We start from the raw sequence: 26,783 nt of genomic DNA, 5'->3' as shown, positions 1-26,783 counted from the left end.
CCCGCATCCATTCAGGGTCCGCCGTGCGGTGTTAGATTGGTGGCGGCCGAGTTTTGCCGCAGTTTGTCGCAATTCTTACGAATTGTAACAGGGCGCGTTCAGCGGTCCTGCAGCGCCAGCCGCAGGCCCAGCGCGCAATAGACGCAGCCCACCACCTTGCCCTGCCAGCGCCGGATCGCCGGGCTTGCCTGCAGGATCCGCGACACCCGGCCAGCGCCAAGGGCTACCAGCAGCGTGGCCAGCGTGCCCATCGCCACGAACAGCAGGCCCAGCACGGTCAGTTGCAGCGCGACAGAGCCCAAGGCGGGATCGACGAATTGCGGCAGGAAGGCGAGGAAGAACATCGCCGATTTGGGGTTCAGAACCTCGGCCAGCATCGCCTGCCGGAAGGCCCGGCGCGCGCCGAGCGGGCGAGCGCGGGTCAGGTCGGGCGGTCCTTCGAACAGGCTGCGCAGGCCCAGCCAGATCAGATAGCCCGCGCCCAGCATCTTGATGGCGAAGAATGCCTCGGCCGAGGCCAGCACGATGGCCGAAATGCCGACCACGGCCAGCGCTGTATGCATCAGATCGCCCAGCGCGATGCCAAGACTGGTGGCCACGCCGACCCGCGTGCCCGAACTCGACGCCCGTGCCAGCGTCAGCAGGATCGAGGGGCCGGGAAAGAACACGAACCCTGTCAGCACGGCAAGATAGGTGATCAGCGTGTGAAGTTCGGGCATGACGTATCCTTTCGTGAAAGCCTGCGAATACTGCCGCCGGACCTTGCATCGGGCAAGCGAAACAATCCCCGACGCCCGACGGCACGAACGGGCCCGGCCCGTCGCACGTGACGCGGTTCCGCCGACGAGGGCCAACAGCCGGGATTATCCACATCTTCTGCGTTGCGGCAGACTGGACCGGGGATTACCGACGCGCCATGTTCAGAACCATGACCGCCCGCACCGAACCCGAATCCCGCCGCACCCAGTGGCTGAACATGTCTGCGGGCGTGGCCTCGGTCGGGGTGGCGGTGACGCTTGTGGTGCTCAAGCTCTGGGCGCTGATCGCGACGGGCGCGCTGTCGGTCGCGGCATCGCTGGCGGATAACGCGCTGGATGTGATGATGTCGGTGGGCGCGCTGGCCGCGATTGCCTATGCCGCTCGGCCCGCCGATTCCGATCACACGTTCGGCCATTCCTCGGCCGAGGATCTGGCGGCACTGGCGCAATCGGCGCTGGTGCTGACCTCGGCCACGGTTATCATGGTGTTGGCCGCCTCGCGCCTGCTCGCCACTGACGCCAGCCCCCCGTCCGAAGAAGGCTGGGGCATCGTCGTGATGCTGGTGTCGGTCGCGCTGACCATCGCGCTGGTCCTGTGGCAGCGCTACGTCGCGCGCGAGACCGGCAACAAGGTCGTCGCGGCCGATTCGCTGCATTACCTCGGCGACCTGCTGCCCACTTTGGGCGTGCTGGCGGCGCTGGCGACCTCGGCCCTGTGGGGATTGTCGCGCGTGGATGCCGTCGTCGCGGGGCTGGCTGGCCTGTGGCTGGCGCGCAGCGGGCTGAAGATCGGGCGCGAGGCGTGGAACGCGCTGATGGACCATGCCGCCGCGCCCGACGTCGTGCGCCATATCAACGTGATCGCCGCCGACTGGCCCGGCATCACCGGCCATCACGACGTGAAGACCCGCATGGCAGGCAGCCGGACCTTCATCTCGCTGCATGTCGAACTGGACGGACGTCAGACCCTGAACGAAGCGCACGCCGTCGCCGACGGGCTTGAGCACAAGCTGGAAGCCGAGATCCCCGGCGCCGAGGTCATCATCCACCTTGACCCGGTCGGACCGGGATCGGGGCGGGTGCCGCGCGGCGAAGATTTCGAACTTCCGGGCGATCGTTAATCCGCGACCTTGCCGAAACTGGTCAGCGCGCTGGTCTGCCGGTTCCAGCCGTCCAGCGCGTCGATATGGGCGCGCACGGGGGCGTCGCCGACGCCTTTGGGGATCTGCGGATTGCCACGGGTCAGGATTGTCGGTTTCGCCCTGCGGCGGCTTCGGTAGCGTGACAATCCCCGGCGCGTAGCCGCCCACCCGCGCAGATCAATCGGCGGGCAGGAAACGGTCCAGAAGCGCATCCACGGCGGCGCGGCCCACGCGATCCGCTTCGGCGTCCTCCATTCCGCAGACATCGCGCGCGGCGATATGGTACTCGATCCCGGTGCCGGTGGTGGTCAGACACAGGACCAGCAACCGGAAATCAGCGTCGGTCATGCGCGCGCGCACCGGTTCAAGCGCGGTCTCGAAAGCCGGGATGCGCCGTGCGCCGCGCTGGATCGGCTTGTCGGGCGCCCAGGCATCCATCATCCGGGCAAGAAATTTGCGAAAGCCCGGCTCGTGCTCGCGCCCGAAGTCACGGTAATAATCGCTGACGATATGCACCCGCCTGCGCACATCCCCCTCGCGCCCGAGTAGGGTCAGGGTCGGCGTCACCGCCACGTCGAGCGTGGCCTCGGATGCCAGCACGCCGGGATCCGAGAAATACCGATACGCCGTCGCCTTCGAGATATTCGCTTGCCGCGCCACGGCCTGTACCGTGATCTCCTGCCCCGCCGCTGACAGCTCTCGCGCGGCCTGCAACAGGGCCGCGCGGGTACGGGATTTCTGCGCGCTGCGTCCGTTCGTCATTATCCTTGCCAACTCAAAAACGTGAGACTATCGTCTCATTATAGGACATATTCTTATTATAGACGGAGTTTTTCCCATGGCAACGCATCGTCGCTTTCATCTTCTCGGAAACATCCTGCATTTCCACAAATTCAGCCACGAGACCAACGGCACCTATTGTCTGGTCGAGGCGCGCGTCGCACCGGGCGCGGGCGCGCCACCAAACCGTCACCCGGGCGAGGAAGAAGCCTTCGTCGTGCTGGAAGGGCAGTTCGAATTCCTGCTGGGCGACCGGACAATCCGCGTGACCGGCGGCGACAGCGTGACGATCCCGTCGGGCGCTCTGCACGCCTTCACCAATGTCGGCGACACGCCCGGGCGGCTGATGATCTTCAACGCGCCCGGCGCCGTGCATGACGCTTTTTTCGCGGGGCTCGGCGATCCGGTGGATGAGGGATCGTGGGATTTCCCCGCCCCCGATGGTCCGCCCGATATCCCCGCTCTGATCGCCGCCGCGAAACAGACGGGCGTGGAGATCGTCGCCGGTTGAGACCCCACGCTTTTCATCAAGGAATTCCCATGACACCGCTTCCCAAGACCTGCCTTGCCACCGCCACGCTCTTTGCCCTGATCGGCATGGGCTGGGGCATCGTGATGTCGGCCTCGGCCGATCACGCGCTTTCGCCCGCGCATGGGCATCTGAACCTGATCGGCTTCGTCGCGCTGTCGATTGCCGGGCTTTACTATGCCGTCTCGCCTGCAGCGGCGCGCTCGCGGCTGGGCTGGGCGCATTACGGTTTGTCGGTGCTGGCGGTGATCGTGCTGGTGCCGGGTATCGCCATGGCGATCTCGGGTCAGGGCGAGGCGCTCGCCAAGGCGGGATCGGTGCTGGCCATCGCCGCCATGGCGCTGTTCGGCATCGTGATCCTGCGCTTCGGCACCGGGCGGCACGAAGGCTGAGGCGCGACAGCCCGGCCGCGCGCGGGACGGCGCGGCCGGAATTGAGTATTTGCGGCAAAGTGAAAGGCATGGCGCGCGCAGGAGACACCGGGCGGCGCTGACGCAAGGTTTCGGATGACAATCCGGCCTGCCCGGCTAGGGTGGCCTCCAACATCGCCAGACCGGAGGAGACGCCGATGTCCAGCCCCTACCCGCATATGCTTGCCCCGCTCGATCTGGGCTTCACCACGTTGAAGAACCGGGTGCTCATGGGTTCCATGCATTCCGGGCTGGAAGAGCGCGGCGACTGGCAGCGGGTCGCGACCTATTACGCCGAGCGCGCGGCGGGCGACGTCGGGCTGATCGTCACCGGCGGCATGGCGCCCAATCCCGAGGGCGGCGTGTTTCCGGGTGCCGCCGGGCTCTATACGCCCGAGGATATCGCCAACCACAAGATCGTCACCGATGCCGTCCATGCCGAGGGCGGCAAGATCGCGATGCAGATCCTGCATGCCGGGCGCTATGCCTATGGGCCCGATTGCGTGAGCTCCTCGGCCATCAAGTCGCCGATTTCGCCCTTTCCGCCGAAGGAACTGGACGAAGAGGGAATCGAGAAACAGATCGCCGACTTCGCCACCGCGGCTGTCCGCGCGAAAGAGGCGGGCTATGACGGCGTCGAGGTGATGGGGTCGGAGGGGTATTTCCTCAACCAGTTCCTGTGCCTGCATGTCAACAAGCGCGAGGATCGCTGGGGCGGCAGCTACGAGAACCGGATGCGCCTGCCGGTAGAGGTGGTCAAGCGCGTGCGCGAAGCCGTGGGGCCGGATTTCATCATCATTTACCGCATCTCGCTGCTGGATCTGGTGCCGAACGGCCAGACCTTCGACGAGATCACGCGGCTTGCGAAAGCGATCGAAGCGGCTGGCGCCACGATCCTGAATACCGGCATCGGCTGGCACGAGGCGCGGGTGCCGACCATCGCCACCAGCGTGCCGCGCGCGGGCTTTGCCTGGGTGACGAAGAAGCTGATGGGCAAGGTGCGCATCCCGCTGATTACCTCGAACCGGATCAACACGCCCGACGTGGCCGAAGAGGTACTGGCCGGAGGCTGTGCCGACATGGTGTCGATGGCGCGCCCCTTCCTGGCCGATGCGCACTTCGTGGCCAAGGCGGCGGCGGGCAAGGCCGCGACCATCGCGCCCTGCATCGGCTGCAACCAGGCCTGTCTGGACCATACGTTCAGCGGCAAGGTGTCGACCTGTCTGGTCAATCCGCGCGCCTGCCACGAGACCGAGCTGAATTACCGCCCGACCGAGACCGCCAAGAACGTGGCGGTTGTGGGTGCCGGGCCTGCCGGGCTGATGGCGGCGCTGGTGGCCGATCAGCGCGGCCACAAGGTGACGCTGTTCGAGCGCGACAGCGTGCTGGGCGGACAGCTGAACATGGCGCGGGTCATTCCGGGGAAAGAGGAATTCCACGGTCTGGTCGGCTGGTTCGAGACGATGGTGGGCCAGTCCGGCATCACCGTAAAGCTGGGCTGCGAGGCCACGCCCGACGATCTGGCCGGTTTCGATGAGGTGATCGTGGCCACCGGCGTCAACCCGCGCGATCCGGGCATCCCGGGCGAGGATGCGCCGAATGTGCTGAGCTATCTCGACGTGCTGCGCGGGCGCTCGCCGGTGGGCGACAGCGTGGCCATCATAGGTGCGGGCGGGATCGGCTTCGACGTGGCGGAATACGTGCTGGGCGGGGGCGAATCGCCGACCCTGCATCCCGAAGAATGGCGCAAGGAATGGGGCGTGGCCGACCCGTCCTCGGTGCCCGGCGGGCTGGGCACGCCCCAGCCCCCCGCCCCCGCGCGGACGGTCACGCTGCTACAGCGCAAGGCCGAGAAACCGGGCAAGCGGCTGGGCAAGACCACCGGCTGGATCCACCGTGCAGGCCTTGCTGCGCGCGGGGTGAAGATGGTCGGCGGCGTGACCTATGACGCGATCACGCCCGAAGGGATCACGCTGGGCACGCCCGACGGCCCGCAAGAGCTGGCGGTCGAGACCGTTATCCTGTGCGCGGGGCAGGAATCGAACCGCGCGCTGGCCGATGCGATCGAGGCGGCGGGCGGGCGTGTCCATGTGATCGGCGGCGCCGATGTGGCGGCCGAACTGGACGCCAAACGCGCCATCGATCAGGGCGCCCGGCTGGCCGCGTCGCTGTAAGTGGTCTTTGCCGCGGTTCTTGCCGGGCTTATCCCCAGCTTTCTGTTGGTGGGGCTTGGGGGCCTTGTTCGCAAACGCCTGTCCGAGAATGCGTGGACCGGGCTCGACCGGCTGAATTTCGAGATCCTGTTTCCCGCCCTGCTGTTCACCGCCGCCGCCAGTCGGCCCATCGTCCCGGCGCAGATGGCGGTGATCGGGCCGGCGGTCTGGGCGATCCTGACGCTGGGTCTGATCGCGGGCTATGCCGCGCGGCGCTTCGGACCCGAGCGGTTTCTGGATTTCGCGGGCGCATGGCAGACCGCGTGGCGCTTCAACACCGCCATGGGTTTCGTGGCGGTGGGCGCGCTTAGCCTTGCCGATGCAGGGATGATGGCGGTGATGGCCGGCATGGCGGTGCCGATGGCCAATATCTTTGCCGTCTCGGCCCTGTCGCGGGGCGGCAATCTGGGCCTGTGGGCGACAGTGAAGAAGGTGGCGCTGAACCCGTTCCTACTGGCGTCGGTCGCGGGGGTTGTGGTGGGGGTCAGCGGCTTTCGCCTGCCGGTGCTGGTGATGGCACCGCTCGAGTTACTGGCGCAGGCGGCGATTCCCATCGCGCTGGTGTCGGTGGGCGCGACGATGGACTGGCGCGCGCTGGCCCGGTTCGATGCCTTCAGCGCGGTGCTGGTGGCGGTCAAATTGCTGCTGTTGCCCGCCGTGACGCTGGCTTTCTGCCTGACCATCGGCGTCAATCCGGCGCTGACACAGGGGCTGGTGATGTTCGCAGCCCTGCCGACCGCGTCGGCGGCGCATGTTCTGGCCGCCGGTTTCGGCGCGGATCGCAGGCTGTCGGCGACTGTTGTCGCTCAGTCAACGCTGCTGAGCGCGCTGACGTTGACAGTCTGGCTGACTGTCGTGGAATTTGCGACCTGACAAACACAATCGAGCGCCAGAAACGAAACAGTGCAACCTCAGGGTTGTCGCTGTCGTTTCAGCGCAAACAAACGCCCCGCCAATTCCCCGGCCACGCCCAGATCGCGCCCCAATTGGGGTGTCTAACGGAAACATCGAAACTGTCTGGGTATGGGTGCGCTATGGACCGTCTGACCGAAATGGAAGCCTTCGCCACGGTGGTCGACCAGGGGGGATTCACCGATGCGGCGCGGAAAATGGGGATCTCGAAATCCGCCGTTTCCAAGCATGTCTCGTCGCTGGAGGCCCGGCTTGGCGCGCGTCTTCTGAACCGCACGACCCGCCGCGTCAGCCCGACGGAAATCGGCCTCGTTTACTATGACCGGGCGCGCCGCGTGCTCAACGATGCGGGCGAAGCGGACAGCATCGTCACGGCGATGCAATCGGCCCCGTCCGGCGTGCTGCGGATGTCGGTGGCGACGGATTTCGGCGTCAGCCTGCTCTCGCCCGTGCTGGATGAGTTTCTTACGGAATTTCCCGAAATAAGCGTCAACATGGTGCTCAAGAACCGCTATGTCGAGCTGATCTCGGAAGGGTTCGATATGTCGATCCGCGTGGGCGACATGGAGGACAGCTCGCTCAGGGCGCGCAAGATCACCGAGACGACGCAGCGCCTGATCGCCGCGCCGAAATATTTCCAGGCGCATGGCCGCCCGATGAAGATCGACGATCTGAACGAGCACCGGCTTCTGCATTACTCGAATCAGGCCAGCGCCAATGTGTGGAAGATCGCCGCGCCCTCGGGCGAGGTGCGTCAGGTCCGGGGCGCGGGCTGGCTGACGGTCAATGACGGGCAATCGCTGCTCAACGCGGCGGTCAAGGGTCTGGGCATCGCCTATCTGCCGAGCTTCCTGTACCACGACGCGATGGCGCAGGGTCTGGTCGAGGACGTGATCCCCGATCTGCCGCAGACCACGCTGGGCATCTATGCCGTCTATCCGCCGGGGCGCTACACGCAGCCCAAGGTGCGCGCTTTCATCGATTTCCTTGTCGCCCGTTTTGCCGACAAGGGCCCGAACGATTGGTGAGCCGCGAGGGGTGACACGCACGGCAACCGCGTCCACCCATCGTTTCCCATTCGTCGCGACGTCCGCCTTGACCTTCGTTCCCTCGGGTCAGGAATCGTCCAACTGGCCGGCCCCATGGGCCGGCCTTTTTCTTTTGCCCGCAGCGAGCGCGTGCCGCTTACTTCGAGCCGCCCTTGCCGCCGCCCGACGGCAGGCCCGAGCCGACGCGGCTTTCTTCGGAATTGCCGCCGCTGCCGGCCTGTTTCTTGTCGCCGCCCGGAAGTCCGCCCTTGGCCGACGATCCCTTGCCGTTCTCCGGAATACCCTTGGTCATGAATCCCCTCCTGAAATGACTTGAAGCGCCGGATCCGTTCCGGCGCGATCACGCTAGCGCAGTCGCCGCGTCTGGCAAAATCATTCTTGCGGGGCGGTTGTCCCCGGCCAGCCCCGCTCAGGTCACCCGCAGATAGCCGGTCAGGCCGCTCTTCTGGTGTTCGATGACGTGGCAGTGAAACGCCCAGTCGCCGGGATTATCGGCCACAAGCACCACGTCCATCGTTTCCTGCTCCAAGAGCATCGCGGTATCGAGCCAGTTCTGCGCCACCGCGCGGCGGTTCGAGGCGATCGGCTTGAACACCATGCCATGCAGGTGGATCGGGTGGTCGTTGGGGCTCTCATTGCGCAGCCGCAGGATATAGGTGCGCCCGCGTTCCAGCACCGCCAGCGGATCGGCCGCCGAGGCATCGCCCGGCCATGCCACCCGGTTGATCGACCAGAACGTATAGCCCAGCGTGCCGCAAAAGCCGTTATTCACCGGCGTGTCGTCGGGGGACCAGCCGAAGACGAACTCGATCAGCTCGGCATTGTCGAGATCGGGCTCGGGCAACGGGTTCGCGGTCAATGGCCGCAGATCGTCGAGCGCATGGCCCAGATCCTCGCCCGTCGCGCGCAGGCGCAGCAGGCTGCGCGGGCCGCCCGGCTGTTCGTTGAGCAGAACCAGATCCGTCCCCGCCTCGGCGGGCATGCGGATCGCCAGATCGGCGCGCTGCCCCGGACCGACGATCAGCGGCGCGTCGGCGCCGGGCCAGTCGACCGGGTCGATCACCGGATGCCCGTCGAGGGCGATCACCCGCCCCTCGGCCCCGGGCATATGCAGACGGTAGACGCGTGTCGTGTCGGTCGCGGCCAGCCGCAGCCGGACCAGCCCGCCCGCCGGCGCATCATAGACCGGATCCTGCGCCCAGTTGGCGGTCATGACCGTGCCGAAGGTCCCCGCCCGCGCCGCGCCGCGCGCAGTGTAAAGATCGATAAACTGGCTATCGTCGCCCAGCCGCCAGTCGCGCAGATTGACCGGCAGATCCAGATCGAAACCGGGATCTTCGTCATCTTCGACGATCAGCACGCCCGTCAGGCCGCGCGCCATCTGGTCCATCGTGTTGCAATGCGGGTGATACCAGAACGTTCCCGCATCCATCGGCGTGAAGGCGTAGCGATAGCTGTCGCCCTGCCCCATCGGCACCTGCGTGAGATAGGGCACGCCGTCCATGTCGTTGCGGATGCGCATCCCGTGCCAGTGCATCGCGGTGTAATCTTCGGCCTCGTTGGTGACGTCGGCCACGAATTCCACCCCGCGCCGCAGCCGCAGAACCGGCGGCGGGCCGTCGGGCGACAGGCTGATCATGCCCTCGGTCACGGTCTCTTCGATCGGGTAACGGGCGGACTGGATGGTCATCGCCATCTGCTCGGCCTTGGCCTTGCGCGCGAGGCCCATCATCCCGGCACCGAGAGTTGCCGTGCCGATCGCGGCAAGGCTGGACGTAGCGAGGAACTGACGGCGGTTCATGCGAGTCTCCGAAGTATTCCGAGTCTTTCTATCAGGGAATCGCCAGAAATGCACCTGCGCGAATGGCCGCACCGGCGGTCGGAGGGCGATACTTAACGTGCGAACCGGGCTTGCCCAGCCTGCCGCCTGCGCCTATCCATTCCCCAGCGGCCAGCACCGCCCGGAGGAAGATCATGACAACCGTACAGGACGGACCCCACCCGCGTCCCGAGCCGCAACAACAGCCGCTGAAAGCGGCGCTGTGGATGTGCGGGGCGATCCTGTCTTTCGTCATGATGGCGATTTCGGGACGCGCGGTTCAGGTCGAGCTGAACACGTTCGAACTGATGTTCTGGCGCTCGCTTCTGGGTTTCGTGATCATCGTCATCGTGATCCGGGCCGGCACCGGCAATCTGGCGCTGGCGCGGACGGGGCACTGGAAGCTGCACCTTGTGCGCAACGTGTTCCACTTCTTCGGCCAGAACATGTGGTTCTTCGGCCTGACGATGATCCCGCTGTCGCAACTGATCGCGCTGGAATTCACCAGCCCGATCTGGGTCGTGCTGCTGGCCCCGCTGTTTCTGGGCGAACGGCTGACCGGGCTGAAGCTAATGGTGACGCTGGCCGGTTTCATCGGTGTGCTGGTGGTGGCGCAGCCGGGCGTGCAACCGCTCAATTCCGGCCATGCGGCGGGCGTGTTGTGCGCGATGGGCTTCGCGATGAACCTGATTTTCACCCGCAAGATCATGCAATTCGACCGCGTACTCACGGTGCTGTTCTGGATGACGCTCAGCCAGACCTTCATGGGGCTGGTGCTGGCGCTGTTCGCGGGTTTCACATGGCCCAGCCTCGCTTTGTCGCCGTGGCTGGTGGTGATCGCGCTGACCGGGCTGTCGGCGCATTTCTCGCTGACCTCGGCGTTGCGCCACGCGCCCGCAACACTGGTCGCGCCGATGGAATTCGCCCGGCTGCCGATCATCGCGCTGGTCGGCTTCGCGCTTTACGCCGAGCCGCTGGATCCCTTCGTCTTCCTTGGTGCGGCGATCATTTTCTCGGCCAATTTCGCCAATCTGGTGCTGGGTTCGCGTCGTCGCCGCGCGGCTTGACGCTGCGGAAGGTTCGGACAATCCACTGGACGGATTTACCGGCTCGGATAGGATGCCGACGACCCGGACTTTGTTCGCTAACATTGACAATCCGGGGGCTCACGGTGCATGAGCCGTGACATACGGACGATTTGGTCAAAAATTCAGACCAAACGAACTCAATGGGAGGACTAAATGGATCGTCGTTCTTTCCTGCGCGCGTCGACTGTCGGCGGCGCGGCTGCCGCTGCCACCACGCTCGCGGCCCCCGCGGTCGCGCAGGGCCGCACAACCTGGCGCATGGTCACCACCTGGCCGCGCAACTTCCCCGGTCTCGGTGTCGGCGCCCAGCGTCTGGCCGACCGCATCACCGCCGCGACCGATGGCCAGCTGACCGTCGAAGTGTTCTCGGCCGGTGAAATGGTGCCGCCGCTGCAATCGCTCGACGCGGTCATCGACGGCACGGCCGAGATGAGCCACGGCGCTGCCTATTACTGGCAGAACAAGTCGGTCGCGCTGTCGTTCTTCACCGGCGTGCCCTTCGGCCTGACCGCGGCCGAGCACTCGGCGTGGATGCGTCACCTCGGCGGTCAGGAGATGTGGGACGAGGTCTATGACCAGTTCGGCGTCATCGGCTTCCTGTCGGGCAACACCGGCACCCAGACCGGCGGCTGGTTCCGCGAAGAACTGACCAGCCTCGACGACCTGCAGGGCCTGCGCTTCCGCACCCCGGGTCTGGGCGGTCAGGTCTGGCAGCGTCTCGGCGCATCGGTCACCAACATGGCCGGCGGCGAGATCTTCCAGGCGCTGCAATCGGGCACGCTGGACGCGGCCGAATTCGTGGGCCCGTATAACGACCTCGCGCTGGGCTTCTACCAGGTGTGCAAGCACTACTACACCTCGTCCTTCGTCGAGCCGGGCCTTGCCACCGAGCTGGCCGTCGACAAGGCGAAGTTCATGGAGCTGCCCGAAAGCACTCAGGCGATCATCACCGCAGCCTGTCAGGCCGAGTACGAGAACGTCTATTCGGACTTCGTCGCGAACGATCCGCGCGCGCTGGCGACCATCGTCAACGAGCACGGCGTCACCGCGCACCCGTCCTTCCCCGACGATATCGTGGAAGCCGGTGCCAACGCGTCGAAGGAAATGATCCAGGACCTGCTGGCTTCGGACGACGACCTGACCGCGCGTACCGCGCGCAGCTTCGTCGACGCGCTGAAGCTGATGCGCACCCGCACCGAGGGCACCGATCAGGTGTTCACCGCGGCTCGCCAGCGCTTCTTCGATACGTCGGACCTGTAATCCGACGGCCCGATTGCCCCGCGCCAGGCACGCCCCGGCGCGGGGCTTTTCACAAACCGGGCCCCGGACGTCCGCGTCGGATGCGACGCCCGGGGCCTGCATGTCAGCGTTCGGATCCAGGAGGTCCCCTTGAACGGTCTTTCCGCCATCATGCGCGCCATCAACGGCGTGAACCGGCTGATCGGCAACGTCTTTTCGTGGCTTGCGCTCGCCATCGTTCTGGTCTGCTTCTGGGTCGTGGTCGAACGATACCTGTTCTCGACCACCCGCCTGTGGATGCAGGATCTGTACCCCTGGCTGAACGGCGTGATGTTCACCGCCGTCGCCGGTTACGCGCTGTACACCAACGATCACGTGCGGGTCGACATCTTCTATCGCCCGGCCTCGAAGCTGCGCAAAGCGTGGCTCGACCTGATCGGGGTGATCCTGTTTCTTCTGCCCTTTGCCTGGGTCGTGTGGACCTATTGCTTCGTCTTCGTCGCCCGCTCGTGGCGGCTGCAAGAGGGCTCGGCCAATCCCGGCGGGGCGTCGGGGCTGTTTCTGGTCAAGGGGTTCATTCTGGTCTTTGCCGTGACGCTGGCCCTGCAGGGCGTGTCGATGCTGATCCGCTCGATTCTGGTCATCCGTGGGCGTGAGGATCTCGTGCCCGAACCTTACCGCTACGAAGCCGCGCCGGAGTGATCGCATATGGACCTTGTTCTCATCGGTGAGATCCTCTCGGGGCTGATGTTCCTGGGCGTTATCGGCTTTCTCATGCTGGGCTTCCCGGTGGCCTTCACGCTGGCGGGGACGTCGATCCTGTTCGCGCTGATCGGCCTCTGGCTGGGCGTGTTCGACATGTCGAACCTCAGCGCGCTGGCCGGGCGTTACACCGGCTACATGACCAACGAAGTTCTGGTCGCGGTGCCGCTGTTCATCTTCATGGGCGTCATGCTCGAACGCTCGAACATCGCCGAGCAGCTGCTGTCCACGATGGGCAAGCTGTTCGGCTCGATGCGCGGCGGGCTGGGCATCTCGGTCGTCGTGGTCGGCGCGCTGCTGGCGGCCTCGACCGGGGTCGTGGGCGCGACCGTAGTGACGATGGGCCTAATCTCGCTGCCGGCCATGCTGCGCGCGGGATACGACCCCAAGCTCGCCACCGGCACGATCTGCGCCTCGGGCACGCTGGGACAGATCATCCCGCCGTCGACCGTGCTGATCTTCATGGGCGACATGATCGCCGGGATGCACGCGCAGGCGCAAATGAGCCTTGGCAACTTCGCCCCCAGCGCGGTCTCGGTAGGCGACCTGTTCGCGGGTGCCTTCATCCCCGGCATGCTTCTGGTCTGCGTCTATATCGGCTTCATCCTGTTCAAGGCCTGGACCGATCCCGAAAGCTGCCCGGCGATGCCGATGTCGCCCGAAGAGCGCAAGGGCCTGCCGCGCGAGATCTTCGTTGCGCTGGTGCCGCCGCTGATGCTGATCATCGCTGTGCTGGGCTCGATCCTGGGCGGCATCGCCACCCCGACCGAGGCCGCCTCGGTCGGGGCCGTCGGCGCGACGCTGCTGGCCGCCCTGCGCGGGCGTCTGCGGGTTTCGATCATCGTCGACACAGTGCGCAGCACCGCCAAGATCACCGCCATGGTGTTCATCATCCTGTTCGGCGCATCGGTCTTTTCGGTGGTGTTCCGGCAGATGGGTGGCGACGATCTGGTGCATGAATTCCTGACCGGCATCCCCGGCGGCGCCATCGGCGCGATGATCGCCGTCATGGTGGTGATGTTCGTTCTCGGCTTCATTCTGGACACGTTCGAGATCATCTTCATCGTCCTGCCGATCACCGCACCGACCCTGCTGGTGCTGGGCGTCGATCCGATCTGGCTGGGCGTGATGGTGGGCGTGAACCTGCAGACGAGCTTCCTGACCCCGCCATTCGGCTTCGCGCTGTTCTACCTGCGCGGCGTGGCACCGGGGACGATCTCGACCGGCACGATCTATCGCGGGGCGATCCCCTTTGTGCTGCTGCAGATCGTGGCGATCGTGACCTTGTTCGTCTTCCCCGGACTGGTGACATGGTTGCCAAGTGTGCTTTACTGACCCTCTCGCGGCCCGCCCCTTACGAGGCGGGCCGTTTCCTGTCCGACACGCCCCATGCTGACCGTCTTCGCCCAGACCCTTCCGTTTTTCGCCGTGATCGGCCTGGGCTACGGCGCGGGCAAGACGGGCTTTTTCCCGCCTGAGGCCACGGCCTGGCTGACGAAATTCGTGTTTTACTTCGCGCTGTCGGCAATGCTGTTCGGCTTTTCCGCCAGCATGTCGCTGAGCGACATCTTCGAACCCCGCGCGGCGGCGGCGTATCTGTGGGGCTGCGCCTTTGTCTATCTGATCGCGCTGGGTGTCGCCTTCATCCGGCTGCGCCCGCTGACCGAAGCGGTGATGGAGGCCCATACCGCGATCATCGGCAATACCGGCTTTCTGGGCGTGCCGATGCTGGTGCTGATCCTCGGCGACCGGGCGGCGGGGACCGTCCTGCTGGTGCTGTCGATCGACCTGATCGTGTTTTCCAGCCTGCTCACCATCATCATCACGCTGGCCCGACAGGGGCGGCTGTCGCCCGACCTGCCGCGGGTGATCGGCATGGGGCTGTTGCGCAATCCGATGGTCGTGTCGATGGCGCTGGGGCTTTTGTGGTCCGCCACAGGCTGGCCCCTGCCTGACCCCGCGACCGCCACGCTGACGCTGCTGGGCGCCGCCGCGACCCCCGGCGCGCTGTTCGCCATCGGCGCCAGCCTGACCCAGAGCCGGGCCGAACGGCTGACCGTCGCGGGCTGGCTGAGCGGGGCCAAGCTGGTGCTGCATCCGCTGGCCGTGGGCGGCGCCGCGCTGTTCCTGTTCGGCGTCGATCCCTTCGCCGCGGGCGTGCTGATCTGCGCCGCCGCGCTGCCGGTGGCGGGCAATGTCTATATCCTTGCCCAGCACTACGATGTCTGCGTAACGCGGGTCTCGGCGGCGATCCTGATCTCGACCGCGCTGAGCGTGCTGACGCTGCCCGCCGTGATCGCACAATTCACGGGTTAGGACGTGAAAGACTTGTGAAATTGGCACGGTGCGGGCGCTTGCAGCGCTCAAGCCCCCTCCCTATATAGCCCTCGAAGCCGGGAATGACCCCTGTGGGGCCCGGTTCTGGGATCGGGGTGACGAAGCCTGATGGGATCGCCACCCCAAAACATCGCCGAAGGAAAGAGGACTTCATCATGGCCAAAGTCATCGGGATCGACCTCGGGACGACGAATAGCTGTGTCGCGATCATGGACGGCTCGGCCGCCCGCGTGATCGAGAACTCGGAAGGCGCGCGCACCACGCCGTCGATCGTCGGTTTCACCGAAAACGAACGCCTCGTCGGCCAGCCCGCCAAGCGGCAGGCCGTCACCAACCCCACCAACACCGTCTACGCCGTCAAGCGCCTGATCGGGCGCCGCGTGGGTGATGCCGAGGTGGTCAAGGACAAGAACCTTGTCCCCTATAACATCGTCGACGGCGGCAATGGCGACGCCTGGGTCGAAGTGCGCGGCGAGAACTATTCGCCCAGCCAGATCTCGGCCTTCATCCTGCAGAAGATGAAGGAAACCGCCGAGTCGTATCTGGGTGAAAGCGTCACGCAGGCGGTCATCACCGTGCCCGCCTATTTCAACGACGCCCAGCGTCAGGCCACCAAGGACGCCGGCAAGATCGCCGGTCTGGAAGTGCTGCGCATCATCAACGAGCCGACCGCAGCCGCGCTGGCCTATGGTCTGGACCGCAAGGAATCGAAGACGATTGCCGTGTATGACCTTGGCGGCGGTACCTTCGACATCACCATTCTGGAAATCGATGACGGCCTGTTCGAGGTGAAATCCACGAACGGCGACACGTTCCTGGGTGGTGAAGACTTCGACATGCGCATCGTCAACTACCTCGTTGACGAGTTCAAGAAAGAGCACGGCGTCGACCTGAGCCTCGACAAGATGGCCCTTCAGCGTCTGAAGGAAGCCTCGGAAAAGGCCAAGATCGAGCTGTCGTCCAGCCAGCAGACCGAGATCAACCAGCCGTTCATCTCGATGGACAAGAACACCGGACAGCCGCTTCACATGGTGATGAAGCTGACCCGTTCGAAGCTGGAATCGCTGGTCGGCGACCTGATCGCCAAGTCGATGAAGCCCTGTCAGCAGGCGCTGAAAGACGCCGGTCTGTCGAAAGGCGATATCGACGAGGTCGTGCTGGTCGGCGGGATGACCCGTATGCCGCGCGTGTTCGACGAAGTGACGAAGTTCTTCGGCAAAGAGCCCCACAAGGGCGTGAACCCCGACGAAGTCGTGGCAATGGGCGCGGCCATTCAGGCCGGCGTTCTGCAGGGTGACGTGAAGGACGTCGTGCTGCTCGACGTGACGCCGCTGTCGCTGGGTATCGAGACGCTGGGTGGCGTGTTCACCCGCCTGATCGACCGCAACACGACGATCCCGACGAAGAAATCGCAGGTCTTCTCGACCGCCGAGGACAATCAGAACGCGGTGACCATCCGCGTGTTCCAGGGTGAGCGTGAAATGGCGGCGGACAACAAGATCCTCGGCCAGTTCAATCTGGAAGGGATCCCGCCGGCGCCGCGCGGCATGCCGCAGATCGAAGTGACCTTCGACATCGACGCCAACGGCATCGTCAACGTTTCGGCCCGCGACAAGGCCACCAACAAGGAGCAGCGGATCACGATCCAGGCTTCGGGCGGTCTGTCGGATTCGGATATCGAGCAGATGGTCAAGGACGCCGAGGCGAATGCCGACGCCGACAAAGCCCGCAAGGATCTGGTCGAAGCCAAGAACCAGGGCGAAAGCCTGATCCACTCGACCGAGAAGTCGCTGGCCGAGTACAAGGACAAGGTGGATCCGACCACGGTCGAAGCGATCGAACTGGCCATCGCGGCGCTGCGCGACACGCTGGACGGCGACGATGCCGAGAAGATCAAGTCGGGCATCAACAATGTGCGCGACGCCTCGATGAAGCTGGGCGAAGCCATCTACAAGGCGCAGCAAGAGCAGTCCGAGGGCGAAGAAGCCTCTTCGGAAGACGAGCCGCGCTCGGTGGATGACGACATCGTCGATGCCGATTTCGAGGATCTCGACGACAACAAGCGTCGTAGCTGACACGTGAACCCATCGCGGGGCCCCGGCCGGAAGAACCCGTGCCGGGGCCTTGCCTTTGACAGCGAGGTCCACGAATGGCCAAACGCGATTATTACGAGGTACTGGGCGTCGCACGCGGCGCCTCGGCCGAAGAGTTGAAGAAAGCGTACCGGACCAAGGCCAAAGCGCTTCACCCCGACCGCAACGCCGACAATCCCGATGCCGAGGCCCAGTTCAAGGAAGTGAACGAGGCCTATGACGTGCTCAAGGACGCCGACAAAAAGGCGGCCTATGACCGCTTCGGTCATGCAGCCTTTGAAGGCGGGATGGGGGCCAGCGCGGGCGCCCGTGGCGGTCCGCGCGGCGGCGGTGATTTCGGGGCGTCGTTCTCGGACGTGTTCGAAGACCTGTTCGGCGACTTCATGGGCGGACGCGGCGGCGGCAATGCCCGCCAGCGCGCCAGCCGGGGCAGCGACCTGCGCTACAATCTGCGCGTGACGCTGGAAGAGGCCTATAACGGCGTGCAGAAATCCATCCGCGTGCCCACGCTTGCGGCCTGCGATTCCTGCGGCGGTTCTGGCGCCGAAGGCGGCGCGGAACCCGTCACCTGCCCGACCTGTTCGGGCATGGGCAAGGTCCGCGCGCAACAAGGGTTCTTCACCGTCGAGCGCACCTGCCCCACCTGCGGCGGGCTGGGTCAGATCGTCAAGAATCCCTGCACCAGCTGCAAGGGCGCCGGGCGCGTCGAGAAAGAGCGCCAGCTTTCGGTCAACATCCCCGCCGGGGTGGAAACCGGGACGCGCATCCGCTTGTCGGGTGAAGGCGAGGCCGGTCTGCGGGGCGGTCCTGCGGGCGATCTCTATATCTTCATCGACGTGCGCGAGCATTCGATCTTCCAGCGCGACGGCCTGGACCTGCATTGCCGCGTGCCCGTCAGCTTCACCACCGCCGCGCTTGGCGGCGAGGTCGAAGTGCCCACCATCGACGGCGGCCGCTCGCGCGTGAAAGTGCCTGCGGGCGCGCAATCGGGCAAGCAGATGCGCCTGCGCGGCAAGGGCATGCCCGCGCTTCGGGGTGGCGGCAATGGCGACATGATGATTGAGCTGGGTGTCGAAACGCCGGTCAACCTGACCAGCCGGCAGAAAGAACTGCTGCGCGAATTCGAAGGGCTGTCGCAGGACAACCACCCCGAGGGCCGCAGTTTCTTCGGCAAGGTCAAGACCTTCTGGGACGGCATGAAGGGCTGACGCCTTTATCCGATGCCCCCGGTGAAACGATTACGGCGCCCCCTTTCGGGCGCCGTTTTCATGCGCGATCGCTTTAACCAATTGTCAACGGGAATCGGCGCAGCTTTTGGTATGCCTCGTTCCGTTGAAACCAGTCCCGCTGACAGCGACCCGGCTCTTTCCGAGCCACCGCTTCCCCTTTTCGACACCGCACAGACGGTGACGCTGGGCCCGGTGCCCTCGTATCTGAAAGACCACAGAAAACGATTGCGCGCGCGGTTCCTCGATGGTGGCGCAAAGGCGGTTCCCGATTACGAGTTGCTGGAACTGCTGCTGTTTGGCGCCCTGCCCCGCGGCGATGTCAAACCGCTGGCCCATGCGCTGATAGAACGGTTCGGCGATCTCGCGGGGGTCGTGACGGCCCCCAGCGCGCAACTCTCGAAGATCGAAGGCGTGGGTGAATCCGTGCTGGTCGCGCTGAAGGTCACGCAGGCGGTGGCCGGGCGGCTGGCGCGCGCCAAGGTGCTGAACAGGCCGGTCATTTCGTCCTGGTCGGCACTGTTGGATTATTGCCACACGGTGATGGCCCATCGCAGCGTCGAACATGCCCGGGTGCTGTATCTCGACCGCAAGAACTGCCTGATCGCCGATGAAGAACTGGCGCGGGGCACGGTGGATCATGTGCCCCTCTACCCGCGCGAGGTGCTCAAGCGGGCGCTGGATCTCGATGCCTCGGCGCTCATTCTGGTGCACAATCATCCGACCGGGGATTCCACGCCCAGCGAACAGGACATCGCCCTGACCCGCCGGGTCGAGGAAGCGGCATCCGCCTTGTCGGTGGTGCTGCACGATCATCTGATCATCGGCAAATCGCAGGAATACAGCTTTCGCGCCAATGGCTTGCTATAGATCACGCCCGACCGGAACGCGAAAACCCGGCGCGCGATGCGGGCCGGGCTTTCGATTGACAGGCGGTTTCACGCCCCGAACTTGTCGGTCCGATCAGTTCGATGCCTGATCGGTCTGCGCGATCTGCAGGTCGGGCAGGACGCCGGGCAGAACCACGAACCCGCCCGCGCCGTCGCAATCGGGCATGTCGAGCTGCATGTTGCGGATCTGCGCCGACCGGGTGCCATGCACCTCGATCGTGCGCGCGGTCACTTCGCGCCCGCAGCTGGCCTCGGTCACCGGGACCTCGATCTCGATCGCCACGGTGCCGGTCTGCGGCGAGACCCCGCGCGGATAGCTGTAGACCTGCGCAAGCTGACCTTCGGGGATCTGCGGATCGCCCAGAACCGTCACAAAGCCCTGATCCGAGACGCCCGCCGTGCGCGGCGCACCGGCATGGACATGGCCCGCGCTGCCATAAGACGCACCGAATTCATACGCGTTGAGTTGCAGTTCGGCAGGCTGGCGCCATTGCAGAACCACGCGTTCGACATTGGCCAGATCCGTGACGGTGGTGCGATCATGCTCGACCCGGCCGTCTTGGAACGCGATGCTCACGCTCGCCTCTTCGGTCAGCGCCGGGATCTGCGCAAGGTACTGGCCATCGGCGCCAAGGGTGGCATCGAAGCTCAGCCCGGAATGCGAAAAGATCACATGCGCACCGCCGTCACAGGGCGCGTAGACGCTGGTTTCCAGCATCGCACCGGCCGAGGGGGTCACGACCAGCCACACCGCACAGGCGGCGAGCTGCGCCTCCAGCTCGGGATCAAGCGGCGCGGTCTCGGTGGTCTGCGCGAGGGGCTCTTGCCCCTCCACGGACGGCTGAGCGCCCGGCAGGGGGGCCTGCTGCGCATTCAGGGCATCGGTCAGCGGTGTCGTCGCCGGAGGCGGCACCGCGCCGCTTTCCCGCGCGACGGCATCGTCCGCCCGGGCAATCTGCACGCTCGGCTCTTGCGGAAGGGATTGCGGGGCGGTCGCGGTGACTGCCGGGGCGGTGGTATAACCGTCACCGATCAGCGAGGGCGCGGCGGTGCCGGTTTGCGGACGCGCGTCGCCGCCGGTCTGTTCGGCCATGTCACCATCGACCGGCACGACCGAGGCACGGTTCAGTTCTGCGGCCGCTTCCGGCCCCTGTTGCTGCTGTGCCTGCTGAAACTTGGTGCCGGCAATCACCGCGGCCCCGAGCGTGACGGCAGCTAAAGCGACGATTCGCACGCGTTTCATGACGGACTCCGACTCATCTTTGGTTGAGTCCAAAATCCCTTTGAAACCGGGCAGCTTTTGGGCGCCCGATTGGTGCTTTCACGGCAAGTCCTTCGCTTTGCGCGCAATTGCCGACCGAACGCCGCGCATGAAACCACGCATGAAAACGGGGCCCGCAGGCCCCGCATTCAGTGTTCGTGTGGGCGTCCCGGATCAGCCGAGCGCGCCGTGGCAATGCTTGAACTTCTTGCCCGACCCGCAGGGGCACGGATCGTTGCGGCCCGGATTGCCCCAGGTCGCCTGATCGTTCTCGTCGAACCCGTCGCGCGGGGTTCCGGCGGGCGCGGCTTCGGCCATCGCCGAGGCCATCGCAGGCGCCGGAGCGGGCGCGTTGCCGCCGATGCGCGGCAGCTCCATCGGCGTGTCCAGCTTGCCGTCGTCGCGCGCGGCGGCGTTTTGCAGCGCCATCTGCTGCTGCATCTGCGCCTGCTCCTCGGCGCTGAGGGGGCGGATGCGCGACAGTTGCCGCGTCACGTCCTCGCGCAAAGCCGCCAGCATGTGCTCGAACAGGACGAAGGCTTCGGACTTGTACTCGTTAAGCGGATCGCGCTGCGCCAGCCCGCGGAAGTTCACCGCCGAGCGCAGGTGGTCCAGCGTGACGATATGCTCGCGCCACTTGCTGTCGATCACATTGAGCAAAAGCTGCTTTTCGATCATCCGCATCGTTTCGGACGAGAAGGCAGCCTCTTTGTCGGCCATCAGCTTGTCGGACGCTTCGATGATGCGTTCGCGCATGACTTCCTGATCGACGCCGTCCTCGGCCGCCCATTCCGCGACCGGCAGGTCCAGATTCAGGCGGTCCTTGATCGACGCGGCAAGGCCTTCGGTATCCCACTGATCGGCATAGCTGCCCTTGGGCATGAACTCGGCCACCGTCTCGTCGATGACGGCGCGGCGCATGTCGGTGGTGGTTTCCTCAAGCTCGTCGGCTTCGAGAATCTCGAGCCGCTGTTCAAATATCACCCGGCGCTGGTCGTTCATGACGTTGTCGAATTTCAGCAGCGTCTTGCGGATATCGAAGTTGCGCGCCTCGACCTTGCCCTGTGCTTTTTCCAGCGACTTGTTCACCCACGGGTGGACGATCGACTCGCCTTCTTTCATGCCCAGCGTGCTGAGTACCTTTTCCAGCCGCTCCGAGCCGAAGATGCGCATCAGGTCGTCTTCCAGCGACAGGAAGAATACCGAACGCCCGGGGTCGCCCTGACGGCCCGAGCGACCGCGCAGCTGGTTGTCGATCCGGCGGCTTTCATGGCGCTCGGTGGCCAGCACGTAAAGCCCGCCCGCATCGAGAACCTTCTGCTTCTCATCCGCGACCGAGGCTTCGATCCGCTCACGAAGGGCCACGGGATCGGCGTTCGGATCGGCTTCGAGCGCGTCCTGCACCTGCATCTCGATATTGCCGCCCAGCTGGATGTCGGTACCGCGACCGGCCATGTTGGTGGCGATGGTCACCGCGCCCACGCGACCGGCTTCGGCGACGATATGCGCCTCGCGCTCGTGCTGGCGGGCGTTGAGGACGTTGTGCGGGATGCCGGCCTTGGTCAGCATCTGCGCCAGTTCCTCGGATTTCTCGATCGAGGTGGTGCCGACAAGAACCGGCTGGCCCTTGGCATTGGCCTGCTTGATCTCTTCGAGGATGCCTTCGAATTTCTCACGCGCGGTGCGGTAGACCTGATCGTGCTCGTCCAGACGGGCGATCGGACGGTTGGTCGGGATTTCGACCACGCCGAGATTGTAGATTTCCTTGAATTCTTCCGCCTCGGTCGAGGCCGTGCCGGTCATGCCGCCCAGCTTCTTGTACATGCGGAAGTAGTTCTGGAAGGTGATCGAGGCCATCGTCACCGTTTCCGGCTGGATCTGCAGACCTTCCTTGGCTTCAACGGCCTGATGCAGCCCCTCGGACAACTGACGGCCCAGCATCATGCGGCCGGTAAATTCGTCGATCAGGACGATCTTGCCGTCGCGCACAATGTAATGCTGATCCTTGTGCAGCATCTTGTGCGCGCGCAGCGCCTGATTGACGTGGTGCACGATGGTCGTCGATTCCGGATCATAGAGCGACTGCCCCTCGGGCAGGATCTCGGCCTCGCGCAGAAGCTGCTCGATATGCTCGTTGCCCTCATCGGAATAGGTGATGGTGCGGGCTTTCTCGTCCAGCGTGAAATCCTCGTCCAGCAGCGACGGGATCAGCGCATCGACACGGACATACAGATTGCCGCGATCCGCCATCGGACCCGAGATGATGAGCGGCGTGCGCGCTTCGTCGATCAGGATACTGTCGACCTCGTCCACGATGGCGAAGTTATGCCCACGCTGCATCATCTGATCCAGCGAGGTCTTCATGTTGTCGCGCAGGTAATCGAAGCCCAGCTCGTTGTTCGTGGCATAGGTGATGTCGGCCTGATAGGCCGTGCGCTTTTCCTCGTCGGGCTGATGGGGGACGACGACGCCCGTCGTCATGCCCAGCTTGGTGAACACCTTGCTCATCCAGCCCGCGTCGCGGCGGGCGAGGTAATCGTTCACGGTGACGACATGCACGCCATCGCCCGACAGCGCGTTCAGATAAGCCGGGAAGGTCGCGACCAGCGTCTTGCCCTCGCCCGTCTTCATCTCGGCGATATTGCCCTGATGCAGGAAGATACCGCCGATAAGCTGCACGTCGAACGCCCGCAGGCCCAAGGCCCGTTTCGCGGCTTCGCGGCAATTGGCAAAGGCTTCCGGCAAGAGGGAATCGAGGCTCTCGCCCTTCTGATAGCGCTCTTTCAACTCGGCGGTCTTGGCCACCAGGGCGTCATCGTCGAGCGCTGCAATCTCGTCTTCCAGCGCGTTGATCTTGGCCACCAGCGGTCGCACGGTCTTGACCTTGCGATCGTTCGCGGTGCCGAAAATCTTCCGGCTGACAGTTCCGAGGCCCAACATGATTTCTCCCGCTCGCCTTTGTGTGACTGGCCGTTAACGCCGGCGGGGTTGCCGGTCGGCGGCTGCTTTCCTAAACAGGGCGCGGCTGACCAGCCCTTAAATTATACCGTCTTGGCATGTAGGGGCCGGTCATGTTGGTGTCAATCACAGCGACCCGAAGGGACGCGATTCAGGAGCTCTGCATGTTCAAAAACGCTCGATTTGCCACGGCGACCGCGATCTTTACCGCCTTCGCCCTCCCCGTGGCGGCGCAGGACGCGTCGACCGTGCTCGCCCGCGTCGGCGATACCGAGATCACGCTGGGCCACGCCATCGCGCTGCGCGCGCAGCTTCCCGAGCAATTCGCCCAGGTGCCCAACGAGACGCTGTTCCCGGCAATCGTCGAGCAGCTTGTCGAGCAGGAACTGGTCTCGCAGGCCAATGCCGATACGCTCAGCAGCCGCCAGCGCATCCTGCTGGAAAACGAAACCCGCAACTTCATCGCCGCCGCCGTGCTGCAGGACGTCGCGACCGAAGCGGTGACCGAAGAAAGCCTCGACGCGGCCTATGAAACCTTCGCCGCCGAATACGCCGAAGGCGAGCCGGTGACCGAGTATCACGCCGCGCATATCCTCGTGCGCAGCGAAGAAGAGCGCGATCAGGTCGTGGCCGCGTTGGACGAAGGCCAGGAATTCGGCGCTGTCGCTGCGGAATTCTCGATCGACGGCTCGGCCCAGCAGGGCGGCGATCTGGGCTGGTTCGCGCCCGGCATGATGATCCCCGACTTTCAGGCCGCGGTCGAAGCGCTTGAGCCCGGTCAGGTGTCCGAGCCGATCCAGACCCGCTTCGGCTGGCACGTGATCAAACTGTTCGAGACCCGCACCGCCGAGGTTCCCGCACAGGAAGAAGTGCAGATGGAACTGAGCCAGGAGATCCAGCGCGAAGCGACCCGCGTCTATATCGAGGGTCTGCGCGAAGGCACCGAGGTCGAGATCGACATCGAAGACGTCGATCCCGAAGCGCTCAGCGACGTGAGCCTGCTGGACGAGTAATCCCCGGCACCGTATTCTCGGCGCCGAACCGGCCCGCGCCCTTCCGGGGTGCGGGCCTTTGCGTTTTCAGGGAGACAGGGCCTATGGCCAAGAAGACCAAGAAAGCCGGCAAATCGGACAAGCAGAAATCCGACAAGCTGAAGGCAAAGAAATGGAAAGCCCGCGCCAAGGCGCTGAAGACGCGGCTGGCCATCGCGCCGCTCGCGGCCAAGCCCAAGACCTCGGTCGTCTCGCCGCTGGCCCCCAAGAATGGCTTCCCGACCCTGCCCGAAATCGCCGGGCTCGAACTGGCGACCGCGCAGGCAGGCGTGCGCTACAAGAACCGCACCGATGTGATGCTGGCACGCCTTGCCCCCGGTACGGTGATCGCGGGCACCTTCACCCGCTCGGCCACCCGCTCGGCCGCGGTGCTCGATTGTCAGGCGAAGCTGGGCAAGGGCGACGATGCGACCGGCGCCGCGATTTTGGTGAATTCGGGTAATTCCAACGCCTTCACCGGTGCGCGCGGCTGGGACTCGGTCAACGCGCTCTCGGCCGCCGTGGCCGCGAAGCTGGAGCTTCCGGAAACCCGCGTCTTCACCTCGTCCACCGGGGTGATCGGCGAACCGCTGCCGCATGAACGGATCGAAGCCGCGCTCGACGGGCTGGTCGCGGGCCTGTCGCCCACCACGCTGCCCGACGCCGCGCGCGCGATCATGACCACCGACACCTACCCCAAGGGCGCCATGGCCGAGATCCAGATCGACGGCCAGACAGCGCACATCGCCGGCATCGCCAAAGGCTCGGGCATGATCGCCCCCGATATGGCGACGATGCTGGTCTACATCTTCACCGACGTGAAGATCGGCCAGAAACAGTTGCAAAGCCTCGTCAGCCGCCTGACCGACAGCAGCTTCAACAGCATCACCGTCGACAGCGACACCTCGACCTCGGACACGCTGCTGGTGGCCGCGACCGGTCAGGGCCCGGCTCTGGGCGACATGCGCTCGACCGATGCCAAGGCGTTTGAACGCGCGCTGGGCGAGGTCATGCTCGATCTTGCCCATCAGGTCGTGCGCGACGGCGAAGGCGCGACGAAATTCGTGGGCATCACTGTCTCCGGTGCCGCCGACGATGCAGATGCCAAGCGCTGCGCGCTCTCCATCGCCAATTCGCCGCTGGTCAAGACCGCGATCGCGGGCGAAGACCCGAACTGGGGCCGCATCGTCATGGCGGTGGGCAAATCCGGCGCCCGCGCCGACCGGGACACGCTGGCGATCACCTTCGGCGACATCACGGTGGCGCGCAACGGGCTTGTCGATCCCGAATACCGCGAAGAAAACGGCGCCGCCTATATGAAGAACGAGGATCTCGCGATCGGCGTCGATCTGGGCATGGGCAGCGGCAAGGCGACGGTCTGGACCTGCGACCTGACCCACCGCTATATCGACATCAATGCCGATTACCGGTCGTGACCTTGGTTAAGACCGCGTAAACGCCCCATCTTTGTTCGATAAGTATCCTCGGGGGGTCCGGGGGGCAGACAGCCCCCCGGGTCTCTCCATCCGACAGTCCGGTCCGAAAGATCCGCGCATGAAAACCCTTCTCGTCTCTGCCGTCGCCCTCATCGATGCCGATGGCCGCGTCCTTCTTGCTCAGCGGCCCGAGGGCAAGTCGATGGCGGGCCTGTGGGAATTTCCCGGCGGCAAGGTCGAGCCGGGCGAAACGCCCGAGGCCGCGCTGATTCGCGAATTGCACGAGGAACTTGGCATCGAGACCTGGCAGAGCTGTCTGGCGCCCCTGACCTTCGCCAGCCACAGCTACGACGATTTCCACCTGCTGATGCCGCTCTTCGCCTGCCGCCGCTGGGAGGGAATCGTCACGCCGCGCGAAGGGCAAACGCTGGCCTGGGTGCGCGCCAGAGACCTGCGCGACTACCCGATGCCCGCCGCGGACGTGCCGCTTGTGCCGATCCTGCGCGACTGGCTGTAGTTATTGCCGGAACAATTTGCGCATTCCGCCGAATTCGTTTCCAAAATCAGAACAAAAGCGCGCGCAACCCGCTGAAATCCCTGCTGAATTGTGTCTTTTTTCTGGCGCACCGCCGGTGAAATGTGGCAAAAATCTGTCAGCAGCGAAGGGGCGCACCATGTTCAAAACCATCATGATCGGCCATCATCTGAGCATTCAGGGCACCTTCGTGCGCGCCACCGCATCGGGGCTGGTCGTGGTGAAGGTGGGCGACAAGACCTATGCCGGGCGTCCGGTCCGCAAACCCGCCCGCGCAGCCAAGGCCACCGGCTGAGACGCAGCACACCGGCGCAA

At 65.1% G+C, this 26,783-nt stretch carries 25 protein-coding genes; 18 read left to right on the top strand and 7 right to left on the bottom strand.

Annotated elements, in window-relative coordinates; translation table 11 throughout:
• Positions 1 to 98 precede the first annotated feature (98 nt).
• Positions 99 to 719: a LysE family translocator gene (locus JI664_RS16715; protein ID WP_207014905.1), complete on the bottom strand. Its 621-nt coding sequence runs from the start codon at positions 717 to 719 to the stop codon at positions 99 to 101.
• A gap of 197 nt (positions 720 to 916) precedes the next feature.
• Here JI664_RS16715 and JI664_RS16710 point away from each other — a divergent pair, with 197 nt between their 5' ends.
• Complete coding sequence (locus tag JI664_RS16710; protein WP_286174142.1) at positions 917 to 1,879, top strand: cation diffusion facilitator family transporter; 963 nt, start codon at positions 917 to 919, stop codon at positions 1,877 to 1,879.
• On the opposite strand, the gene JI664_RS16705 is transcribed toward JI664_RS16710, so the two are convergent.
• Both JI664_RS16705 and JI664_RS16700 read right to left on the bottom strand, forming a co-directional pair.
• Entirely contained in the window at positions 1,876 to 2,046 is a 171-nt protein-coding gene (locus JI664_RS16705) for a hypothetical protein (RefSeq protein ID WP_207014904.1), read from the bottom strand. The two genes, JI664_RS16710 and JI664_RS16705, sit on opposite strands and share 4 nt — an antisense overlap.
• A gap of 31 nt (positions 2,047 to 2,077) precedes the next feature.
• Complete coding sequence (locus JI664_RS16700; RefSeq protein ID WP_207014903.1) at positions 2,078 to 2,662, bottom strand: TetR/AcrR family transcriptional regulator; 585 nt, start codon at positions 2,660 to 2,662, stop codon at positions 2,078 to 2,080.
• 76 nt (positions 2,663 to 2,738) lie between these two features.
• Between JI664_RS16700 and JI664_RS16695 the strand changes: the two genes are divergently transcribed.
• From JI664_RS16695 to JI664_RS16675, 5 genes are all read left to right on the top strand, one after another.
• Complete coding sequence (locus JI664_RS16695) at positions 2,739 to 3,191, top strand: cupin domain-containing protein (protein ID WP_207014902.1); 453 nt, start codon at positions 2,739 to 2,741, stop codon at positions 3,189 to 3,191.
• A 29-nt stretch (positions 3,192 to 3,220) separates the two neighbouring features.
• Entirely contained in the window at positions 3,221 to 3,601 is a 381-nt protein-coding gene (locus JI664_RS16690) for a hypothetical protein (protein WP_207014901.1), read from the top strand.
• Between the two features lie 176 nt (positions 3,602 to 3,777).
• Positions 3,778 to 5,793 (top strand): NADPH-dependent 2,4-dienoyl-CoA reductase, encoded by a 2,016-nt coding sequence (locus JI664_RS16685; RefSeq protein ID WP_207014900.1) that lies wholly within the window; start codon positions 3,778 to 3,780, stop codon positions 5,791 to 5,793.
• On the top strand, positions 5,794 to 6,705 hold the full coding sequence (locus tag JI664_RS16680) for an AEC family transporter (protein WP_207014899.1): 912 nt from the start codon (positions 5,794 to 5,796) through the stop codon (positions 6,703 to 6,705).
• A 161-nt stretch (positions 6,706 to 6,866) separates the two neighbouring features.
• Positions 6,867 to 7,772, top strand: coding sequence for a LysR family transcriptional regulator (locus tag JI664_RS16675; protein WP_207014898.1), 906 nt, complete (start codon positions 6,867 to 6,869; stop codon positions 7,770 to 7,772).
• Between the two features lie 157 nt (positions 7,773 to 7,929).
• Here the strand turns inward: JI664_RS16675 and JI664_RS16670 are convergent, their stop codons facing one another.
• Both JI664_RS16670 and JI664_RS16665 read right to left on the bottom strand, forming a co-directional pair.
• The gene (locus JI664_RS16670) at positions 7,930 to 8,085 is read right to left on the bottom strand and encodes a hypothetical protein (RefSeq protein ID WP_207014897.1); all 156 of its coding nucleotides are present in this window, start codon (positions 8,083 to 8,085) and stop codon (positions 7,930 to 7,932) included.
• Positions 8,086 to 8,202: 117 nt separating this feature from the next.
• On the bottom strand, positions 8,203 to 9,594 hold the full coding sequence (locus tag JI664_RS16665) for a multicopper oxidase family protein (RefSeq protein ID WP_207014896.1): 1,392 nt from the start codon (positions 9,592 to 9,594) through the stop codon (positions 8,203 to 8,205).
• A 173-nt stretch (positions 9,595 to 9,767) separates the two neighbouring features.
• Here JI664_RS16665 and JI664_RS16660 point away from each other — a divergent pair, with 173 nt between their 5' ends.
• The 8 genes from JI664_RS16660 (at position 9,768) to radC (ending at position 19,227) form a co-directional block, all read left to right on the top strand.
• Positions 9,768 to 10,679: a DMT family transporter gene (locus JI664_RS16660; RefSeq protein WP_207014895.1), complete on the top strand. Its 912-nt coding sequence runs from the start codon at positions 9,768 to 9,770 to the stop codon at positions 10,677 to 10,679.
• A 174-nt stretch (positions 10,680 to 10,853) separates the two neighbouring features.
• Positions 10,854 to 11,960 carry a TRAP transporter substrate-binding protein gene (locus JI664_RS16655; RefSeq protein WP_207014894.1) on the top strand — a complete coding sequence of 369 codons (1,107 nt, stop codon included), beginning with the start codon at positions 10,854 to 10,856 and terminating at the stop codon, positions 11,958 to 11,960.
• A 129-nt stretch (positions 11,961 to 12,089) separates the two neighbouring features.
• Positions 12,090 to 12,641 (top strand): TRAP transporter small permease subunit, encoded by a 552-nt coding sequence (locus tag JI664_RS16650; RefSeq protein WP_207014893.1) that lies wholly within the window; start codon positions 12,090 to 12,092, stop codon positions 12,639 to 12,641.
• Between the two features lie 6 nt (positions 12,642 to 12,647).
• The gene (locus tag JI664_RS16645) at positions 12,648 to 14,036 is read left to right on the top strand and encodes a TRAP transporter large permease (RefSeq protein WP_207014892.1); all 1,389 of its coding nucleotides are present in this window, start codon (positions 12,648 to 12,650) and stop codon (positions 14,034 to 14,036) included.
• A gap of 54 nt (positions 14,037 to 14,090) precedes the next feature.
• The gene (locus tag JI664_RS16640) at positions 14,091 to 15,017 is read left to right on the top strand and encodes an AEC family transporter (protein ID WP_207014891.1); all 927 of its coding nucleotides are present in this window, start codon (positions 14,091 to 14,093) and stop codon (positions 15,015 to 15,017) included.
• Between the two features lie 176 nt (positions 15,018 to 15,193).
• Positions 15,194 to 17,113 carry a molecular chaperone DnaK gene (dnaK, locus tag JI664_RS16635; RefSeq protein ID WP_207014890.1) on the top strand — a complete coding sequence of 640 codons (1,920 nt, stop codon included), beginning with the start codon at positions 15,194 to 15,196 and terminating at the stop codon, positions 17,111 to 17,113.
• A gap of 74 nt (positions 17,114 to 17,187) precedes the next feature.
• Positions 17,188 to 18,339 carry a molecular chaperone DnaJ gene (gene dnaJ / locus JI664_RS16630; RefSeq protein ID WP_207014889.1) on the top strand — a complete coding sequence of 384 codons (1,152 nt, stop codon included), beginning with the start codon at positions 17,188 to 17,190 and terminating at the stop codon, positions 18,337 to 18,339.
• A 111-nt stretch (positions 18,340 to 18,450) separates the two neighbouring features.
• Positions 18,451 to 19,227 (top strand): RadC family protein, encoded by a 777-nt coding sequence (gene radC, locus JI664_RS16625; RefSeq protein WP_207014888.1) that lies wholly within the window; start codon positions 18,451 to 18,453, stop codon positions 19,225 to 19,227.
• A gap of 93 nt (positions 19,228 to 19,320) precedes the next feature.
• On the opposite strand, the gene JI664_RS16620 is transcribed toward radC, so the two are convergent.
• Entirely contained in the window at positions 19,321 to 20,490 is a 1,170-nt protein-coding gene (locus JI664_RS16620) for a hypothetical protein (protein WP_207014887.1), read from the bottom strand.
• A gap of 192 nt (positions 20,491 to 20,682) precedes the next feature.
• Complete coding sequence (gene secA / locus JI664_RS16615; RefSeq protein ID WP_207014886.1) at positions 20,683 to 23,448, bottom strand: preprotein translocase subunit SecA; 2,766 nt, start codon at positions 23,446 to 23,448, stop codon at positions 20,683 to 20,685.
• 182 nt (positions 23,449 to 23,630) lie between these two features.
• On the opposite strand from secA, the gene JI664_RS16610 reads away from it, so the two are divergent.
• The 4 genes from JI664_RS16610 (at position 23,631) to JI664_RS16595 (ending at position 26,763) form a co-directional block, all read left to right on the top strand.
• Positions 23,631 to 24,479: a peptidylprolyl isomerase gene (locus tag JI664_RS16610; protein WP_207014885.1), complete on the top strand. Its 849-nt coding sequence runs from the start codon at positions 23,631 to 23,633 to the stop codon at positions 24,477 to 24,479.
• An 83-nt stretch (positions 24,480 to 24,562) separates the two neighbouring features.
• On the top strand, positions 24,563 to 25,933 hold the full coding sequence (gene argJ, locus JI664_RS16605) for a bifunctional glutamate N-acetyltransferase/amino-acid acetyltransferase ArgJ (protein ID WP_207014884.1): 1,371 nt from the start codon (positions 24,563 to 24,565) through the stop codon (positions 25,931 to 25,933).
• Between the two features lie 118 nt (positions 25,934 to 26,051).
• Positions 26,052 to 26,450, top strand: coding sequence for a (deoxy)nucleoside triphosphate pyrophosphohydrolase (locus JI664_RS16600; RefSeq protein WP_207014883.1), 399 nt, complete (start codon positions 26,052 to 26,054; stop codon positions 26,448 to 26,450).
• A 157-nt stretch (positions 26,451 to 26,607) separates the two neighbouring features.
• Positions 26,608 to 26,763, top strand: coding sequence for a hypothetical protein (locus JI664_RS16595; protein WP_207014882.1), 156 nt, complete (start codon positions 26,608 to 26,610; stop codon positions 26,761 to 26,763).
• The last annotated feature ends 20 nt before the right edge of the window (positions 26,764 to 26,783 follow it).

The organism is Rhodobacter sp. NTK016B (assembly GCF_017303295.1).
Taxonomy (GTDB): domain Bacteria; phylum Pseudomonadota; class Alphaproteobacteria; order Rhodobacterales; family Rhodobacteraceae; genus Pararhodobacter.
This window is presented reverse-complemented; position numbering and strand designations above follow the sequence as displayed.

Bases quoted from the DNA above. Each gene is read 5' to 3' on its own strand.
- JI664_RS16715 (WP_207014905.1), bottom strand. From the start codon at position 719: ATGCCCGAACTTCACACGCTGATCACCTATCTTGCCGTGCTGACAGGG.
- JI664_RS16710 (WP_286174142.1), top strand. From the start codon at position 917: ATGTTCAGAACCATGACCGCCCGCACCGAACCCGAATCCCGCCGCACC.
- JI664_RS16700 (WP_207014903.1), bottom strand. From the start codon at position 2,662: ATGACGAACGGACGCAGCGCGCAGAAATCCCGTACCCGCGCGGCCCTG.
- JI664_RS16695 (WP_207014902.1), top strand. From the start codon at position 2,739: ATGGCAACGCATCGTCGCTTTCATCTTCTCGGAAACATCCTGCATTTC.
- JI664_RS16690 (WP_207014901.1), top strand. From the start codon at position 3,221: ATGACACCGCTTCCCAAGACCTGCCTTGCCACCGCCACGCTCTTTGCC.
- JI664_RS16685 (WP_207014900.1), top strand. From the start codon at position 3,778: ATGTCCAGCCCCTACCCGCATATGCTTGCCCCGCTCGATCTGGGCTTC.
- JI664_RS16675 (WP_207014898.1), top strand. From the start codon at position 6,867: ATGGACCGTCTGACCGAAATGGAAGCCTTCGCCACGGTGGTCGACCAG.
- JI664_RS16670 (WP_207014897.1), bottom strand. From the start codon at position 8,085: ATGACCAAGGGTATTCCGGAGAACGGCAAGGGATCGTCGGCCAAGGGC.
- JI664_RS16665 (WP_207014896.1), bottom strand. From the start codon at position 9,594: ATGAACCGCCGTCAGTTCCTCGCTACGTCCAGCCTTGCCGCGATCGGC.
- JI664_RS16660 (WP_207014895.1), top strand. From the start codon at position 9,768: ATGACAACCGTACAGGACGGACCCCACCCGCGTCCCGAGCCGCAACAA.
- JI664_RS16655 (WP_207014894.1), top strand. From the start codon at position 10,854: ATGGATCGTCGTTCTTTCCTGCGCGCGTCGACTGTCGGCGGCGCGGCT.
- JI664_RS16645 (WP_207014892.1), top strand. From the start codon at position 12,648: ATGGACCTTGTTCTCATCGGTGAGATCCTCTCGGGGCTGATGTTCCTG.
- JI664_RS16640 (WP_207014891.1), top strand. From the start codon at position 14,091: ATGCTGACCGTCTTCGCCCAGACCCTTCCGTTTTTCGCCGTGATCGGC.
- dnaK (WP_207014890.1), top strand. From the start codon at position 15,194: ATGGCCAAAGTCATCGGGATCGACCTCGGGACGACGAATAGCTGTGTC.
- dnaJ (WP_207014889.1), top strand. From the start codon at position 17,188: ATGGCCAAACGCGATTATTACGAGGTACTGGGCGTCGCACGCGGCGCC.
- radC (WP_207014888.1), top strand. From the start codon at position 18,451: ATGCCTCGTTCCGTTGAAACCAGTCCCGCTGACAGCGACCCGGCTCTT.
- JI664_RS16620 (WP_207014887.1), bottom strand. From the start codon at position 20,490: ATGAAACGCGTGCGAATCGTCGCTTTAGCTGCCGTCACGCTCGGGGCC.
- secA (WP_207014886.1), bottom strand. From the start codon at position 23,448: ATGTTGGGCCTCGGAACTGTCAGCCGGAAGATTTTCGGCACCGCGAAC.
- JI664_RS16610 (WP_207014885.1), top strand. From the start codon at position 23,631: ATGTTCAAAAACGCTCGATTTGCCACGGCGACCGCGATCTTTACCGCC.
- argJ (WP_207014884.1), top strand. From the start codon at position 24,563: ATGGCCAAGAAGACCAAGAAAGCCGGCAAATCGGACAAGCAGAAATCC.
- JI664_RS16600 (WP_207014883.1), top strand. From the start codon at position 26,052: ATGAAAACCCTTCTCGTCTCTGCCGTCGCCCTCATCGATGCCGATGGC.
- JI664_RS16595 (WP_207014882.1), top strand. From the start codon at position 26,608: ATGTTCAAAACCATCATGATCGGCCATCATCTGAGCATTCAGGGCACC.